This window comes from Flagellimonas ochracea (genome assembly GCF_009903685.1).
Taxonomy (GTDB): Bacteria; Bacteroidota; Bacteroidia; order Flavobacteriales; family Flavobacteriaceae; genus Flagellimonas; species Flagellimonas ochracea.
On the sequence record NZ_JAAABI010000004.1, the window covers coordinates 63,116 to 80,661 of the forward strand.

Below are 17,546 nucleotides of genomic sequence, written 5' to 3' on the forward strand. Positions count from 1 at the left end.
GCCCTAATCGTATGAAAGCTAAATTACATCTTGTTTTTTCAATAACCATAATTTTCGCCTGCTTTTCCTCATATGGGCAACAAGGGTATTGGAAATCCATTTCCAAAGAATCGAGTTTTAAAAGCGCTTCGGTAAAGAACATGTCAAAAGCAGGAGCCGCTTTTTCGTTGAATAAAACTGCATTTGAAAAGGAATTGCAACAACTGTCTTTTTTAAAGGGTCAAAAAAAAGTGACCTATTTTCCTGTTTCAGAGAATGAGATGGTTGCATTTGCACTAGAAGAAACTCCTTTGTTAAGTGAAGAATTGGCCAAGAAATTTCCCAAGATAAAATCGTACTCCGGGTTAAGCTTAGATGGAAAATTTAAGATAAAACTAAGTGGTTCTCATAAAGGACTGCAGGGAATGGTTGTGAACGTGACGGATAAAAAGACCATTTTTATGGAAAAGGTTTCCAACAAAACGGATACTTACATTTTGTATGAAAAAGGTTCAGGGGCTTCCGCCAAGGAGGATTTTGTGTGTGAAACAGCAAAGCTGCAATCTACAGTTTTCAAGACCATTGTGCCTTTAGTGGATGATCAATTGCTAAGGAGATATAGAATAGCCGTATCCGCTTCCGGAGAGTATACCCAATTTCATGGGGGAACGGTGGCAGATGCATTAGCTGCAATCAACGCAACATTGACTCGGGTCAATCAGGTGTTTGAAACCGATTTGGGGGTGACCTTGGAACTGGTTCCCAATAACGACCTCGTGATTTTTACCAACCCAAATACTGATCCATATACCTCCAATTTGAATGGCGAAGTACAAAATACATTGACAACAACCATTGGAGAGGCAAACTACGATGTTGGCCATCTTTTTCACAAAGTTGGTGAAGGCGAGGATAATGGAAATGCAGGCTTTATAGGTGCTGTTTGTTCGGACAATCAAAAGGGGAGTGCTTTTTCGGCAGCTTTTATTCCCCAAGGGGATGTCTTTGATTTTGACTATGTATCGCATGAACTCGGACATCAGTTCGGGGCGAACCATACCTGGTCTTTTGAGTCCGAAGGTACCGGAGTTCAGGCCGAACCTGCAAGTGGAACTACAATAATGGGCTATGCAGGCATTGTTGGGGAAAACAATGTAGCACCCAATGGCGATGATTATTTCCACTACTATAGTATTTTGCAGATAACGAATTATTTGCAAACCACTTCTTGTGCACAGACAGTTGCGCTTACCAATTCACCTCCTGTGGTTACTCCCATGGGGGACTATATCATTCCCAAGGGAACTGCTTTTGTACTCGAAGGTTTGGCCATTGATCCAGACCCAGGGGATGTATTGACCTATACATGGGAACAAATTGACAATGGGGTGGTTACAACAACGACCTTCGGTCCAGAAAATCCGAGCTCGGCCAATTTTAGGTCCTTACCACCCAGTGTAAATCCGGCACGGTATTTTCCTGGACTTTCTGAAGTAATCCAGGGCAACCTGACCCAAACCAATCCACAGATCAATGAAGCATGGGAAACGGTCTCCAATGTGGAACGTGACCTAAATTTTGCTTTGACCGTAAGGGACAATGCTTCAGGAGGTGGCCAAGTGATTTCAGATGTCCTCAATGTTCGAGTTATTAATGCCGCAGGCCCGTTTGTGGTTACCTCGCAGACATCAGCGGAAGTTTATGAGGCCGGAAGTATCCAAGAAATTACATGGGACGTAGCCAACACAAATCAGTCGCCCATCGATGCACAAATGGTGGATATTTATCTTTCCACTGACGGCGGAACCGGTTTCCCGATTCTTTTGGCCGACGATACGTTGAATGATGGAATGGAAGATGTTTTGATTCCCGGAAATGTAACAAGCGGTGCCAGAGTTATGGTTAAAGCCAGTAACAACGTGTTTTTTGCAGTGAATGATTCGAATTTCTCAATTCAACAAGATGAGGTTGTACTGGCGTTTGATAGTCTTGACCATGAAGTTTGCCAGCCCAACGATATCACCATTCCATTTGCATACCAGACTTTTGACGGTTTCAATGAAACATCTACATTTTCGGCTGACGTACCTGCTGGCTTGACTGCTTTGTTTAGTCCGGTTGATGCGACCAGTGATGATACCACGGTGGATTTGACCTTGTCCAACACGAACAATGTTGCACCTGGGATATATGACATTACAGTGACATCAACTTCTGCATCCGTCACCAAAGAAGTTGTCTTGTCAGTTGCTATACGAGATACGGGATTCACGGATGTAGTGCTTACATCGCCGGTTGATGGAGCGGCCAATGTATCATTAAATGCGCAATTAAGTTGGGAAGCGGACCCGCTTTATTCTGGCTATGACGTTGAAGTTGCAACAGATGTTGGTTTTTCGAGCATTGTTGCATCAGCTACTGTTCCCTTTAACTTTTACCTAGCTACCGATTTACTGGAACAAACCGATTATTTTTGGCGGGTACGTCCCAATAATGGATGTGGCACTGGAACATTTGGAACGCCATTTAGTTTTACAACTACTCAGGTTGAGTGCAAAAGTTTTGATGGAGCTAATAACCTTCCTCTTGAAATACCAGCCGTAGGAACACCGACAGTGTCAACCTCCATTCAATTTTTTGAGGATTTGGTGATTTCTGATTTGAATGTAAACTTGGAATTGACTCATAGTTATTTGGAAGACTTGGTAATAAGCCTCATTTCTCCAGCAGGAACAAGAGTGACCCTTGTGGCAAACACTTGTGGAGATTTAAATGATATAAATGCAATATTTGATGATGATGGTGCTCAAATCACCTGTTCAGGCAATCCTGCAATTTCTGGGACGGTCAGTCCATTTGGATCCTTGGCTTCCTTAAATGGTGAATCCACTTTGGGTGAATGGATTTTGGAGATTAGGGATATTTTTGAAAGTGATGGGGGGTCTTTAAATAGCTTTTCTCTTGATATATGTGCCGAAGGTGCATTCAGGCCCGATGAAGATGAAGATGGTGTTTTTGATGATGGTGATGATTTGTGTTTAGGAACACCTAAAGGTACCGAAGTGGATGTCACAGGATGCCCGATCAATCGATTTCCTGCTGATAACTTTGTGGTCGAAATACAAAGCGAGGCATGTCGTAGTAATAATGATGGTTCAGTAACAGTTACAGCTTCCGATACTTCCATATCCTCTACGGCAGTATTGAATGGAGCAGGAACCACATTGAATGCAGATTTTACAAATGCACACACCTTTCAGAATATAGGGGCGGGAACCTACACGCTTTGCATAAACGGTACAAACGGCATGACCACGTTTCAAGAAACATGTTTTGAAATAATCGTTTCCGAACCCGAGGTATTATCCGTGGATGCGCTCATTGTGGATTCTGGATTGCTGGAGCTGACCTTGGATGGAGGCAATTTCTATAACATAGAACTTAATGGGTTGGTAGCACAGACAGAAGAATCCAAAATAAAAATTCCCCTTGCCCAGGGGCGTAACTCGCTAAAAGTATACACTAATTTGCCCTGTCAAGGTACGTTTGAAGATAATTTCTTCTTTTCGTCCAAACCTATATTGTATCCAAATCCAGTAGTTGCAAGCAGCAAAATCTTCTTGAATGGTTTTTCTGGTACTGTGGGTATTGAAGTATTTTCTATGGACGGAAAACTTGCCATGACAGATGCGAAAACTGTAAACGGAAATGAATTAGAACTGGATTTTTCAGTATTGTCATCGGGCACATACGTACTAAAGGTGAAGACCGACAATACTACTGAAACATTTAAATTGATTAAAAGATGAAAAAGTATCTTTTTCCTTTATTAACCCTACTATTGCTTGCTTCGTGCGGGGGCAATGACGACCCACCACCTGCGCCCGGAGGAGCAAGTTTGGTTTTTCCTGAGGAGAATTCGGAGTGTACCACAGGTACTAGTGTCAATGAAAATTTAAGCCAGGTTACTTTTGAGTGGTCGGCTTCCACAAATACGGATAGTTATACGTTAAGCGCGGTAAACCTGGATACGAATGTCCCTCAGACTATATCTACTGCGGCTACTTCTGCAAGTTTATCAATTGCCAAGGGCACCCCTTTTTCTTGGTCGGTCACATCACGTAATTCAAAATCGGAACAAGTAGCGAGCAGCGAAACTTGGTTATTCTATAATGCCGGAACGCAAACCTCCTATGCACCATTTCCTGCACAATTGGTAAGTCCAATATCAGGATCTACTGTTCAAAAGGATATTGCCAATGAAGTATTACTTCGATGGTCGGGAGCTGATGTGGACAACGATATTGATGCATTTCAAATTTTCTTTTCGGACCAAAATCCACCACAAACAGAGGCGGGAAGCACTAGCGCATCTGTTATGGAGCTTGCCGTAAGCGTTACCTCGAATACTGTGTATTATTGGAGGGTCATCACAACCGACTCGCAAGGGAATACATCCGATTCGGGAGTCTTTGAATTTAAAGTCTTCTGATTAGGTTCCGTTAAATTGGTTCATGGTATTTTTGACACCTGAAAAAACAAAGGATTTTATAAGGGCAGCAGATCTTTTAAGGCGCTCTTGTATTGCGCTTGTCTCCTCCTCATTCCATGTGCCCAATACGTATTCTACTTGTCTTCCCTTGCTGAATTCTGATCCCACACCAAATCTGAAACGATTATAATTAGTTGTTTGGAGCAGGTCCTGAATGTTTTTTAGGCCGTTATGTCCCCCATCACTTCCCTTGGTTTTAAGTCTCAAGGTACCGAAAGACAGGTTGATGTCATCGGTAACAACTAGAACATTTTCTAAAGGAATTTTTTCCTTCTCCATCCAATATTTGACAGCTTTTCCACTAAGATTCATGTAGGTCGATGGTTTTAAGCAAAGAACACTTCGGCCTTTGTGCTTAAAAGTAGAAATCGCCCCAAACTTGGCTGGTTCAAATTTGAAATTTTCCTGTTCGGCAAGAAAATCCAATATTTTGAAACCGATGTTGTGTCGGGTCTCTTCATATTCAGGCCCAATATTGCCCAATCCAACCACAAGGAATTTTTTCATAGCGTCCGTTTCTTGAAGCCACCTTTTTGATGTGCCAAATAAATTATGTATCCATTGAAACATGAATGGAATTCTAAACGCTTAAAAATACAAAAGCATCCTAAATTCTACATAAACTGTAAAACAAGGATGCCTTGGTATGAATTGAATATTTACTCTGTAGTTTCTGCAGCTGGAGCTTCTGCACCACCTTCCTCTGAGGTAGTTGCTTCTGCACCTTCTTCTGCACCTTCTTCTTCCTCTTCTTCCTCTTCATCATCAACGGAAGTTCTGGAAGCCTTAACTTGTACGACGGCTGTACTGTCTGGGTGAAGAATGGTATAATCATCATTCAACAAGGTTTCCACCGGAATGGTACCGCCGATTCTCAGTTTGGAAATATCTATGGTGATAAAATCTGGAAGTAACTCAGGTAAAGCCCGGATGGCAAGTTTCCTTTTTCTGAAAAGCAAACGTCCACCATTCCGTACACCTGGAGAATTTCCTTCCAACCGCACAGGAATGTTCATGGTTACTGGTTTGTCTTTGAACAATTGGTAAAAATCCATGTGCAAAATCTTATCGGTTACAGGATGAAACTGAATATCCTGCATAACGGCATCAAACTTTTGACCATTTTGCAACTCAATCACAACAGTGTGTGCATTGGGAGTGTAGACCAAATTCTTGAATGCAAGCTCATCTGCTGAAAAGTGCAAAGCCTTATCCCCCCCGTACAACACGCAAGGGACCTTTCCAGCATTACGTAGGGCCTTGGTCGCTGCCTTGCCCACGCTTTCTCTTTGGGATCCTTTGATAGTAATTGATTTCATAATAACTAGTAACTATAAATATTTAATTGTTTCTGATATACTTTTCGAATTGCACAGGCCTATCAGCCTGAGCGTAGTCGAAGGCTACATTAAAAATTTGGAGGATATTGAAGTGTTGTGGTGCACACGATGCATTACATCGGCGAACAAATCCGCACAGCTCAATACCTTTACTTTGTCCTTGTTATGCTCAACAGGGATTGAATCGGTAATGATCAATTCCTTGAGTGTTGATTTTTCTATTTTTTCATAGGCATTACCTGACAATAAACCATGGGTGGTAATGGCTCTAACGCTTTGTGCGCCTCGTTCCATCATCAGGTCCGCGGCTTTGGTAAGCGTTCCGGCAGTATCCACCATATCGTCCACCAATACCACATTTTTATCCTTCACGTCCCCAATGAGTTCCATATGGGAAATGACATTGGCTTTGGCCCGTTGCTTGTAGCAAATGACCACATCACATTCCAGCGCTTTGGAATAGGCATAGGCCCTTTTGGAACCGCCCATGTCCGGTGACGCCACGCAAAGGTTGTCCAAGTTCAATTTCTTTAAATAGGGCAAGAAAAGGGTGGAGGCAAACAAATGATCCACGGGTTTTTCAAAGAACCCCTGAATCTGATCGGCATGCAGGTCCATGGTGATGATTCTGGTTGCCCCTGCGGTCTCCAACATTTTCGCCACCAGTTTTGCGGCTATGGGAACCCGTGGTTTGTCCTTCCGGTCCTGTCTGGCCCAACCGAAGTAGGGCATCACTGCAGTGATGTGACGGGCAGAAGCTCTTTTGGCCGCATCCAGCATCAACAACATTTCCATTAGATTTTCGGGACCTGGATGCGTGGAACCGATAATAAAGATTCTGGCTCCCCGTATGGATTCCTCGAACGAAGGCTGGAATTCACCATCACTGTATCTGGAGAATTGGACTTTTCCCAAATCGGCACCATAGGAGGCAGCAATTTTCTTACCCAGCACAACGCTTTGTGTGCAAGCAAAAATTTTGGGTTCCGGAACTCTATAGGACATCACAATCTGTTGTTAGCTAACTTTTTAAGTGCTTTTCCTCAAAAAGAGGTGCAAATTTAAAAATTAATTCGGGTTGCTAAAGGAATATTGATTCTAATTTTGGTGGTAAACAAAATAATTTTTTAGCTTTGCATCCGCTTTGACAACATGTCAAGACATATTTATGCCTTGGTGGCGGAATTGGTAGACGCGCTGGATTCAAAATCCAGTTCTTTCGGGAGTGTGGGTTCGATTCCCACCCAAGGTACTTTAGAGGCCGAGATGAAAATCTTGGCCTTTAGTTTTTGGGGTCTAATCTTCAGCAGTTTGATTGTTTTACTATTAAGACTCCAACTATTTTTTGTGAAAAACCTATATTGGGGTAGATTGAACGAAATCGAGTTGAAATGATAAGATTTATTTCTATTTTGTAGCAATAAATCTATTGCATGGTCAAAAATTACCTTACACTACTTTTTCTTTTTTCTTTCTCGTCTGTTTTTTCGCAAGCTTTTATTACAACCTGGAAAACTGATAATCCCGGCGCATCCGCGGACAATCAAATCACCATACCTACTTTTTCCGGAGAAATCTACAACTATACCATTGATTGGGGTGATGGAACATCCAACACCAATGTTACAGGAGACATCACGCATACCTATGGTTTACCGGGTACCTACCAAGTTTCTATCTCGGGTACATTTCCAAGAATATTCTTTAATTTTTTCCCGGAAGACGAGGCAAAGGATTATGAGAAATTACTGTCGGTAGATCAGTGGGGGTCGGTTCAATGGTCATCAATGGACAATGCTTTTGCCAGATGTTCTAATTTGGATATAAAAGCAGTAGACATCCCTGATTTGTCCAATGTTACAAGTATGTCATTAATGTTTCGCGGCTGCTCCAGTCTAATAGGAAATGATAGCTTTTCAGTCTGGGATGTAAGCAATGTGAATGCCATGTTTGGGGTGTTCTTGGATGCTCCCTTGTTCAATCAAGATATCGGGGGTTGGGATGTTTCCAATGTGACGGACATGGGAGCCATGTTTTCGGGAGCTACATCATTTAACCAAGACATTGGGGCTTGGGACGTGTCACAGGTTACGAGAATGGTGAACATGTTCAGCCGTGCCAGTTCATTTAATCAAGATATTGGCGGTTGGGACGTATCATTGGTTGATGATATGAGTTCCATGTTCTTTGAAGCGAACAGTTTTAACAGTGACATTAACGGTTGGGACGTCTCAAACGTCACCAATATGACCACTATGTTTTTAGGTAATCAAGCCTTTAACCAGCCATTGGATAATTGGGATGTTTCTGGAGTGACCAGTATGGCTCTAATGTTCTTTTTTGCTTCGGAATTCAATCAAGATATAAGTTCATGGGATGTATCCAATGTTACGGGTATGAATGGTATGTTTCAAAATGCCGCATCCTTTGACCAAGACTTAAGTGCTTGGGATGTATCCAATGTAACCGACATGGATCTGATGTTTTTTGATACCAAATTATCAACGGCCAATTATGATAAACTTTTAAAAGGGTGGAGCAGTTTACCAAGTCTGCAAAACAATGTTATTTTCCATGCAGGGAACAGTCAGTATTGTGGTTCAGTTGACGAGCGTCAATCCATTATTGATACGTATGGCTGGACAATCACGGATGATGGGCCTAACTCCGAGTGTTTTTTCATGACCACATGGAAAACCGATAATCCTGGTGGTTCCGAAGACAATCAAATCTCTATTCCCACTTTTCCAGGAGAGGCGTACAACTATACCGTGGATTGGGGTGACGGTACAATTGATACCAATGTAAGTGGTTCCATCGTTCATAGCTTCGACCAATCTGGAATTTATGAAGTACGTATTAGGGGTCAATTCCCGGCGATTTATTTTGCCAATCAGGGAGATGCCCAAAAGTTGTTATCCATAGATCAATGGGGTCATATCAAATGGGAAAATATGATTCAAGCCTTTAAAGGCTGCTCAAATATGGATGTTCTCGCAGTCGACATCCCAGATTTCTCAAATACTACAAATATTAGTGGAATGTTTGCCAATTGTACGGCATTGGAGGGCAATGACTCTTTTGAAAATTGGGATGTATCGGGCATTGATTGGATGGCGGAGCTCTTTAATTCAGCCGAAAAGTTTAACCAAGATATAGGCAGTTGGGATGTGGGGAATGTTCGGAGTATGGGATCCATGTTTATAGGGGCTAGCTCATTTAATCAAGACATTGGGGGTTGGGATGTTGGCAACGTTTCAACCATGCAAGCCATGTTTCAGGGCGCTGAATCCTTTAACCAAGATATTGGTGGTTGGGATGTAGGCAATGTGGAAACCATGTTGCAAATGTTTGCCGGAGCTCGGGCGTTCAATCAAGATATAGGGAACTGGAATGTTAGCTCAGTGAATCGAATGGCCAGCATGTTTGGATCTGCTGCTGCCTTTAACCAGGACATATCTGGCTGGGATGTTTCCAATGTGACGGATATGTCTACCATGTTTTTATTCGCTACGTCCTTTAACTATGATTTCGATGGCTGGGATGTTTCCAATGTTATCGACATGGGAAGTATGTTTCAAAATGCTAGCGCCTTTGACCAAGACTTAAGTTTATGGGATGTGTCCAATGTAACGGACATGACCTCCATGTTTTTGAACACTGGACTTTCCTTGATCAATTATGACCGGACTCTTAATGCCTGGGCGGATTTACCCAATCTTCAAACCAATGTTGCTTTTAATGCTGGCAGCAGTCAATTCTGTGAATCTGCAGAAGCTAGACAGTTCATCATTGATACCTATGGTTGGAACGTTATGGATGGCGGCGAGTCCCCACTGTGCAACCAGGATAATGACGGAGACGGCGTCTTTGACCATAAGGATGACTGTTTAAATACGCTGCCAGGCGTTGCAGTAAATAACAATGGCTGTGATTTCGTTCCAAATGATGCGATACAAGTTTTTGTATCGACGCCTAGTTGCACGGGTAGTTCGGATGGATCTATAGAAGTTACCACGAGTATTTCAGGTTATTTGCTGGATATTTCGATTGAAGGCACAGGTGTTTCCGATCAATTTGATGATGTGGATTCCGATGAGGGACTAAAAATAGATGACTTACCAGTCGGGAGTTATACCGTTGTAATTTCAATTCCTGAAATACTATTTGAACAAACTTATGGTGTTTCGGTGAATGAAATTGACTCTGTGAGTGGAAAAAGAAGCCAATTGGACACAAAGGCAAGAACGGCCTCATACATCGTATCGGGAAGCAAGACTTATGAAGTATCCATTAATGGGGAAAGCAACTACTACAGCTTCGAGAGTACCGAGTCACGGACACTTGTATTGGAAAATTTAATGGGACAAAACGAGGTGGTAATTTCTGGCGAGAATGACTGTCAAGGCAATATCACGGATAGTTTTTTTGTTGGCGATGCCATTCAAATTTATCCTACCATCTCTTCCTCAGACATAAATCTTCTTACCAGCAGCGACAAAGTTGGACTTCGAATCTACAGTCTTGAGGGAAGACTAGTAAAGGAACTTCACTATGATCAAAAAGAAAATAATGTGGACATTTCCATGTTGGAATCTGGTCTGTATATTTTTCTTATTAACGTTGATGGACGAGAGGAAACCCTAAAAGTTATCAAAAGATGAAAAATCCTGAACGATATAAAATACCAATTATATTACAGTTGTTTTGTTTGCTACTTTCCTGTAGTAGTGGGGATGACAATACCGCCCCCCCACCTACTAACCAAAACCCCCCACCCGTAAATCAAACAAATCTACCTGGAAAAGCGGTTGGTGAACTTCCTGAAAATGGGGAACCTTGTTCCGACTATGAGGAGGTAACCGGCGATGATACTAAAGTGTCTGTCGCCTTTAGTTGGAGTGCAGCTCAATTTGCGGACAACTACATACTGGTGATTAACGAAGGCTCCAATGAGGTTTTTAGAAATACTTTTGTAAGTCGGGGTATTCGAGTGGTTTTGGATAGAGGGAAAACCTTCACATGGCGGGTAATTTCCGCAAACGAAGATGGGCAAACCAATGGTGATACGTATTCATTCACTACGCCAGGAACACCAGTTGGCAATTTTGCCCCATATGCCGCGGAAATTACGGTGGCCTTTAATCAAGCATCATCCGAAATGGTCATTTCTTGGATTGGCAATGATGAAGATGGAGATGAACTAACATACGATGCAAGGGTTTTTGAAGAAAGCGAATTGTTCTATGAGTCTTTTGATTTGATAGAAACTACTATACCCCCCTTAGCTTTTGTACCGTTTGCCACCTATGCAGTTGAGGTGGTGTCTAGAGATACATTTGGTAATTTTTCAGTATCACGAGTGTCTTTCATATCGTCAGAATAAAAGAAATTGAATTCTAATTCTTTGCGGAGGCGTCGAGGTTTACTTTTTTACGTTAATCAAAACCGCTTCGCAGCTTCTTAGGTAGGAGTTCAACGTTATGGTTTCGGCTTTGACAGTACTTGCTATTTCCACAGAAACGGTGTTCGGCGATACTTCTCCCAAGTTATGTGCGTATAACAAGAAGTCATTGGGCTTTTCCGGGTCCAGCTCAATATCAAATTCACGTAAATCATTGGTCAAGAGATGTTTGGATAAGACAAGGGCTCCGTTAAGATAAATTGATACGATGTCTCCATCCTCTTTTTCGTGGTCCCATATTTTTACGGTTAAATGCTCACTTTCAAATACTAAATTTTTGACATAAGAGATTCTACGACCCTCAAACTCTTTCCGGAGTGGGGGGGTCACATTTGTCTTTGCCGCGATAGGCGATGAGGTTATTTTCTTTAGTTTTTTTCTGTCCTTTTTCTTCTCCTTATTTGATTGGTTTTGGTTGTTCCTCGCCAATAGGGCCTGCCTTTTTCGCTCATCGGACTCCTTATTCTTGATTGAGAAAAAAGGAGTTGCAAATTTGGCCACTCGTTCCTTGTTGTTCGGCAAGAGTTCAATGCCCATTACTTGATAACTAGTGCCAGAATTTATGTTTTTTGCAAGCTTTATTCCTTTGGCATACCCATTGTTTTTAAACCTACCTAATTCTTGTACCACTGTTTTATTACGCACCAAAAAAAAGCGAATGGATTTTTGTGGTATCCATGTTTTTTGTTGTCCAGCGTAATTCGGCCAATGCTGCGGTTTCCCATACCGTTGAGCTTATGGGATAGGTAATGGTTATGGCTGATTTGTTTTCAGTCGAACTGTCTTGGGCACTGATTGTTCCTAAACAAAAGGTAAAAACCAAAAATAACACCTTGGTGGTTGTTCTGCCAACTTTTTTCATTTAAAGCCCTTGAAAATTTCCAGGTAACTGCACTAAAAAACATTTTGTCTGGAATGTGTTCAAGAAAACCGATAAGAATTCTACTGATTTACTGTAAAAATGCGGTTTTCTTGTGGTATTCAAATCCAGTTTTACCGGAGGTTGAGTTTGGTTCACCTGGAAGATACAAAAAAAGCGGTGAAGAAAACCAAAGCTTTTTCTTTCTGGCCAGACTATTTGGCATTGGGTGCCATCACTTGTTTTTCTTTAAGCATAATCAGGCAAAAATATGTTTTCCACGTGCAGGATTTGTATGTTCAGCTTTTGGCAGAGCATTGTAAGAACATTGAAAACAGACATTTGCATAAGACCTTTTGTTTCCAGTATTTGATCTTCTGAGTTGATTTCAATCCTGAACCGATTTTCATTTTCAACCTGAACAGCGATTGGGTAAAATATTCCAACGGTGTTTTCAACTAACTTGTGGATGGCTGAAGTGTCCAACGAATGGCTCGCTGCTCCCCAGATAACAGTTGATGCCAATTTGGTTCCCTTTGAGTTTCCCATTATAGGCTTTGAATCAGTTTTAAGATGCTCAATAGTCTGTCCCATCTTGTTTTAGGGCAAAACTAATGGAATTTATTCATTTATTAATATTTATATTATTCATACAATACATAAACCAAATTTATTAAAATATTTAAATAATGTGGTGCATTCGAAAAGATGAAATATATAACTACTTCATTTTCAAAATCTTAAATTGTGTACTGCCATAGCTTGGCGTGTATCTTAAAAAATACATGAATTATGCGATGAAAAACGGTTGTCTTTCATCATATATCTGATGTTTCACAACAAATGATTGTTCAAATACAACATATGTTCCCTTTTGTTTACAGTAGTTGGTATGTTTGATTGTCTTACTACGTAAGGAAAAACCTCATCCTCAGCCGAATGAACATTGCATCTACGAGCCAAGCAAAGGGAGTCATCTTTATGGCTTTTTTGTTATTTTTCTTTTTAGGCCCGCATAGCTATGCCCAAGATTGTGCTATTGGAGCAGGAGTTGACGAATCTATTTGCGAAAATCAGGCAACGTTGAATCTTTCTGGGTCTGCCTCTGGTTCTTTTCTGGTTAACCCTTCTTGGTCTCAAGTCGGCGGTCCCATGATTACCATAGACAATCCTTCTGACCTTACTACGCCAATAAGCGGATACATGGGAGGAAACACGTATACCTTTCGGTTGAGCGCCACTTGTTCTGATGGCACCGCTTTGTTTGAAGATGTTGATTTTATCGTGGAATCCGAAGTGACGGCAGATGCCGGAGCGGACCAAATAGTAAACCAAATATCAGCCGTATTTCTTAATGCCTCCGCACCAACTTCAGGTGTAGGTACTTGGAGCCAAACATCAGGACCCACCCTGGTCAGTTTTGCCAATGTAAACGACCCCAACACCCAAGTATTTGGACTGGACGATGGCACTTATTTCTTTCAATGGACCGTTTCCAATAGTGTCTGCCCGCCCATATCTGATACTGCTGGAGTTTCCGTTCAGGGAACTGACGTTGAACTGGAGTTGCAGGTTAACAATCCCTCTCCCGATGTGGGTGAAGTCGTCACCTTTACAGTAAATCTTAGCAATGATGGGACTATAGCGGCCTCAGGGATTTCTGTGGAACAGGTAATTCCTTTAGGATTTGACAATATCGTGGGCATTAGCAATGGGGGCACCTTTAATTTTGGATCCAGGACCGTTACGTGGACGGGGCTAACAGTTCCTTTAGGAACAAACACCACCTTACTCGCTTTCAATGCCACGGTGCAGACTCCTACACCCACCCCGGGGGAATACACACACACGGCCGAGGTTACTTTTGCAAACGAATTTGATGTTGATAGTACGCCAAATAACGATGATGGTGATCAAAGTGAGGATGACGAAGCTAATTTGACCGTAGCACCACAGCAAGCGGACCTATCTCTTACAAAAACGGTAGTCGGGAACGAATTAACCCCCAATGTTGGCGAACAGATTACCTTTGCAATCATGGCAATCAACAGTGGTCCCGATGATGCGACCAATGTGGTTGTCGTTGACCAATTGCTTTCTGGATTTCAATTTGAATCCTATACAGCAACAGCGGGCAGCTATGATAATGCCACTGGGTTTTGGCAATTGGGAACACTGACCAATGGTGCCACCGAAACCTTAACGATAACTGTAACCGTAAACCCCACAGGCAACTATACCAATACCGCCCAAGTAATTGCTTCGGATGCTTTTGATTTTGATTCCACTCCAGCAAATGGGGTGTCCTCCGAAGATGATCAAGGCGATATAACGATAACTCCAGTATCCGTAATCGATCTTGAGCTTACCAAGATTGCAGATAATCCAACTCCGGATGTCGGGGTCATCGTAATTTTCACGCTGACAATATCCAATACTGGCCCCAGCCAAGCCACATCTATTGACGTTCTAGATTTGATTCCTTCTGGATTTACCTACGTTTCAGATGATGGCGCGGGTGATTATGACGATGCTACCGGTATTTGGGATGTGGGAACTTTGGCAAGCGGAAGTACCGAAGTTCTTAACATTACAGCATCTGTGAACCCCTCAGGAAGTTATAGCAATGTGGCCCAAGTGGTTGCTCATGATCAAGCCGATAGTGATTCCACACCAAACAACAATGTATTGGCAGAGGATGACCAGGATCAGGCTGTGTTGAACCCAAATCCCATTGTCGATGTTTCTGTGACGCAGATTGCGGACAACCTAGCACCCAATGTGGGTGATCAAATCAACTTTACCATTACAGTGCTCAATGATGGACCCAGCGATGCCACCAATGTTGTGGTTACTGATGTATTGCCTTCTGGCTATGCTTATGTGAATGCCACAGCTTCCAATGGATTCTACAATCCCCTTATCGGATCGTGGATTCTTGGGAATTTAGCTAGTGGAACTTCTGAAACATTGATTCTGACTGCGGATGTGCTTCCAAGTGGTGTGTATGCCAATACAGCGGAGCTAACCGGTTTGTCTGAAACCGACAGCGATTCGTTTCCTGCAAACAATGACGGAACAGAAGATGACCAACAGACAGTGGTCCCGGTTCCTGTTCAGGTATCAGATCTTATCCTAAGAAAATTTGTGAATGTTTTAAGCCCTTTGGTGGGACAAGAGGTAATTTTTGACATCAACATATCCAATGAAGGTCCCAGCGATGTCACAGGAGTAGAAATTTTGGATATCCTGCCTTCTGGGTATACCTATATTTCCAATTCTAGAACAGCGGGAGTATACAACCCAGCAACAGGTATTTGGGATTTGAACGGTATCATCTTAAATGGTACCACGGAGACTTTGACCATTGTTGCCACAGTAAATCCTTCAGGGGATTACTTCAATGTAACAGAGGTGATCGCTTCAGATAATATTGACCCGAATTCAACGCCCAACAATACCAATGTTTTTGAAAACGATTACGATAGTGCAGGAACAACACCCATCCCGGCAGCAGATTTGAGTTTAGATAAGACTGTGGACAACGAGTTTCCCGATGTTCTGGACAATGTAACGTTCACTTTGACCTTGAACAATACTGGGCCAAGCGATGCGACTGGCGTAAGCATTTTGGATGAGCTTCCCTCTGGATACACATATGTTTCTGATGATTCAGGAGGAACTTATAATGCCCTTAATGGTATATGGAATGTGGGAGGCGTTGTTGCAGGCAGCAATGCAGTGTTGAACATTGTTGCGCAAGTGAATCCTTCTGGAACCTATTCCAATACTGCCGAAGTTTTGACAGTCATTGAATTGGACCCAGATTCTACTCCCAACAATCAAGTAGCTGGAGAAGACGACCAAGATGAACAGTCAACCACACCCAGAGCGGTCACGGATATTTCTATCATAAAGACGGTGGACGATATGTCCCCTTCCGTGGGAGACCAAATCGTTTTCACAATTACGGCCCAGAATTCAGGTCCTAACAACGCAACAGGGTTAGTAATCGAAGACCAACTGGCTTCCGGTTATGATTTTATTTTGGTGTCCGCATCATCAGGGACCTACGATGAACTATCTGGAGCATGGGATTTGTCAACCATCATTAGTGGAACATCAGAAACAATGCAAATAACGGCTTTGGTACTCCCTACTGGTGATTATAGAAATACCGCTGAACTTATTGCATTGGACACTTTTGACCCTGATTCAACTCCCAACAACAATTTAAACTCGGAAGATGATCAAGAGACCATTGTGCCCGTGCCCAACGGGCTTGCAGATTTAAGCCTAACTATGGCTGTGGATGATGCCACGCCCAATGTAGGTGATGTGGTTCGATTTACCTTGAGCATAACCAATAATGGGCCAAGTGATGCGACCGGGATTTTGGTCAGCAACGAATTACCTTCCGGATACACTTATGAAGCACATATTGGTACTGCTGGTATTTATAACCCGAACACAGGAGTTTGGAACATTAATGGAACACTTTTAGATCAAAACACAGAGACCTTGGAACTGCTTGCCCTTGTCAATCCTCCAACGGATACTCCAGACGAATATTTGACTACCGCGCTCATTTCAGCTAGTAATTTTCCCGACCCCAATAGTAATCCCAGCCAAGGAATCGGTGTGGATGACTATTCCGACGGTATCACGGATGATGACGAGACCAGTGCAATTGTTGTTCCACAGACCACGGATATAGCTTTAAGCAAAACGGTGGATCAACTTAATCCAAATATTGGAGATGAAGTGACATTTACTATAACCGTTACCAACCAAGGAAACGCTACGGCGACCAATCTCGGAATAGAGGAGTTCTTGCCCAGAGGGTACAAATTGATTTCCTCACAAACCACGCTGGGCACTTTTGATGAATTCTCAGGATTTTGGGAGATTGATGCTTTAGCTACTTCGCAGTCAGCTTCTCTTTCAATTATTGTGGAAGTGCAAGACGTTGATGACTACTTGAACATCGTCAATTTGGCCTTTGTAGATCAATGGGACGTGGATACAACCAATGATTCGGATCAAGCATTTGTTGAACCGACCTGTTTGGTCATTTACAATGAGTTTTCTCCCAATGGGGATGGCGTAAATGATTTTTTCAAGATTGACTGTATTTCCAGATTTCCCAACAATCGACTTCAAGTGTATAACCGATGGGGAAATATTGTCTATGAAAAACGCGGATATGGCAATGATTGGGATGGTATTGCCAATGGAAGAGCAGCAGTTCAAAAGGGAGATTTGCTTCCCGTGGGAACGTACTACTACATATTGGAACTTGGCGACGGTTCTGAACCAAAAACGGATTGGTTATATATCAATAGGTAGATA

11 protein-coding genes and 1 tRNA gene are annotated in these 17,546 nt (G+C 42.3%); 6 read left to right on the forward strand and 6 right to left on the reverse strand.

What is annotated here, in order from left to right; translation table 11 throughout:
• Positions 1–11 precede the first annotated feature (11 nt).
• Positions 12–3,788: a reprolysin-like metallopeptidase gene (locus GTQ34_RS11985; RefSeq protein WP_166524050.1), complete on the forward strand. Its 3,777-nt coding sequence runs from the start codon at positions 12–14 to the stop codon at positions 3,786–3,788.
• On the forward strand, positions 3,785–4,471 hold the full coding sequence (locus tag GTQ34_RS11990; protein ID WP_166524051.1) for a hypothetical protein: 687 nt from the start codon (positions 3,785–3,787) through the stop codon (positions 4,469–4,471). The genes GTQ34_RS11985 and GTQ34_RS11990 overlap by 4 nt, the downstream gene beginning before the upstream one ends.
• On the opposite strand, the gene pth is transcribed toward GTQ34_RS11990, so the two are convergent.
• The 3 genes from pth to GTQ34_RS12005 all read right to left on the reverse strand — a co-directional run bounded on the left by pth (position 4,472) and on the right by GTQ34_RS12005 (position 6,876).
• Positions 4,472–5,101, reverse strand: a complete 630-nt coding sequence (gene pth, locus GTQ34_RS11995) for an aminoacyl-tRNA hydrolase (protein WP_166524052.1) — start codon at positions 5,099–5,101, stop codon at positions 4,472–4,474. It abuts the gene before it with no gap.
• An 89-nt stretch (positions 5,102–5,190) separates the two neighbouring features.
• A complete protein-coding gene (locus tag GTQ34_RS12000; RefSeq protein WP_166524053.1) occupies positions 5,191–5,850 on the reverse strand; it encodes a 50S ribosomal protein L25/general stress protein Ctc in 660 nt (219 codons plus the stop codon).
• An 84-nt stretch (positions 5,851–5,934) separates the two neighbouring features.
• Positions 5,935–6,876 (reverse strand): ribose-phosphate pyrophosphokinase, encoded by a 942-nt coding sequence (locus tag GTQ34_RS12005; protein WP_166524054.1) that lies wholly within the window; start codon positions 6,874–6,876, stop codon positions 5,935–5,937.
• A gap of 165 nt (positions 6,877–7,041) precedes the next feature.
• Between GTQ34_RS12005 and GTQ34_RS12010 the strand changes: the two genes are divergently transcribed.
• The 3 genes from GTQ34_RS12010 (at position 7,042) to GTQ34_RS12020 (ending at position 11,257) form a co-directional block, all read left to right on the forward strand.
• Positions 7,042–7,123 (forward strand) — tRNA-Leu (locus GTQ34_RS12010).
• Positions 7,124–7,304: 181 nt separating this feature from the next.
• A complete protein-coding gene (locus tag GTQ34_RS12015) occupies positions 7,305–10,535 on the forward strand; it encodes a BspA family leucine-rich repeat surface protein (protein WP_166524055.1) in 3,231 nt (1,076 codons plus the stop codon).
• Positions 10,532–11,257 carry a hypothetical protein gene (locus GTQ34_RS12020; RefSeq protein ID WP_166524056.1) on the forward strand — a complete coding sequence of 242 codons (726 nt, stop codon included), beginning with the start codon at positions 10,532–10,534 and terminating at the stop codon, positions 11,255–11,257. Before GTQ34_RS12015 ends, GTQ34_RS12020 begins: the two co-directional genes overlap by 4 nt.
• Positions 11,258–11,296: 39 nt before the next feature.
• Here the strand turns inward: GTQ34_RS12020 and GTQ34_RS12025 are convergent, their stop codons facing one another.
• From GTQ34_RS12025 to GTQ34_RS12035, 3 genes are all read right to left on the reverse strand, one after another.
• Positions 11,297–11,965 (reverse strand): hypothetical protein, encoded by a 669-nt coding sequence (locus tag GTQ34_RS12025; RefSeq protein WP_166524057.1) that lies wholly within the window; start codon positions 11,963–11,965, stop codon positions 11,297–11,299.
• A gap of 7 nt (positions 11,966–11,972) precedes the next feature.
• Positions 11,973–12,197, reverse strand: coding sequence for a hypothetical protein (locus GTQ34_RS12030; RefSeq protein ID WP_166524058.1), 225 nt, complete (start codon positions 12,195–12,197; stop codon positions 11,973–11,975).
• 246 nt (positions 12,198–12,443) lie between these two features.
• A complete protein-coding gene (locus tag GTQ34_RS12035) occupies positions 12,444–12,788 on the reverse strand; it encodes a hypothetical protein (RefSeq protein WP_166524059.1) in 345 nt (114 codons plus the stop codon).
• A gap of 345 nt (positions 12,789–13,133) precedes the next feature.
• On the opposite strand from GTQ34_RS12035, the gene GTQ34_RS12040 reads away from it, so the two are divergent.
• Positions 13,134–17,543 carry a T9SS type B sorting domain-containing protein gene (locus GTQ34_RS12040; protein ID WP_166524060.1) on the forward strand — a complete coding sequence of 1,470 codons (4,410 nt, stop codon included), beginning with the start codon at positions 13,134–13,136 and terminating at the stop codon, positions 17,541–17,543.
• Positions 17,544–17,546: the final 3 nt, after the last annotated feature.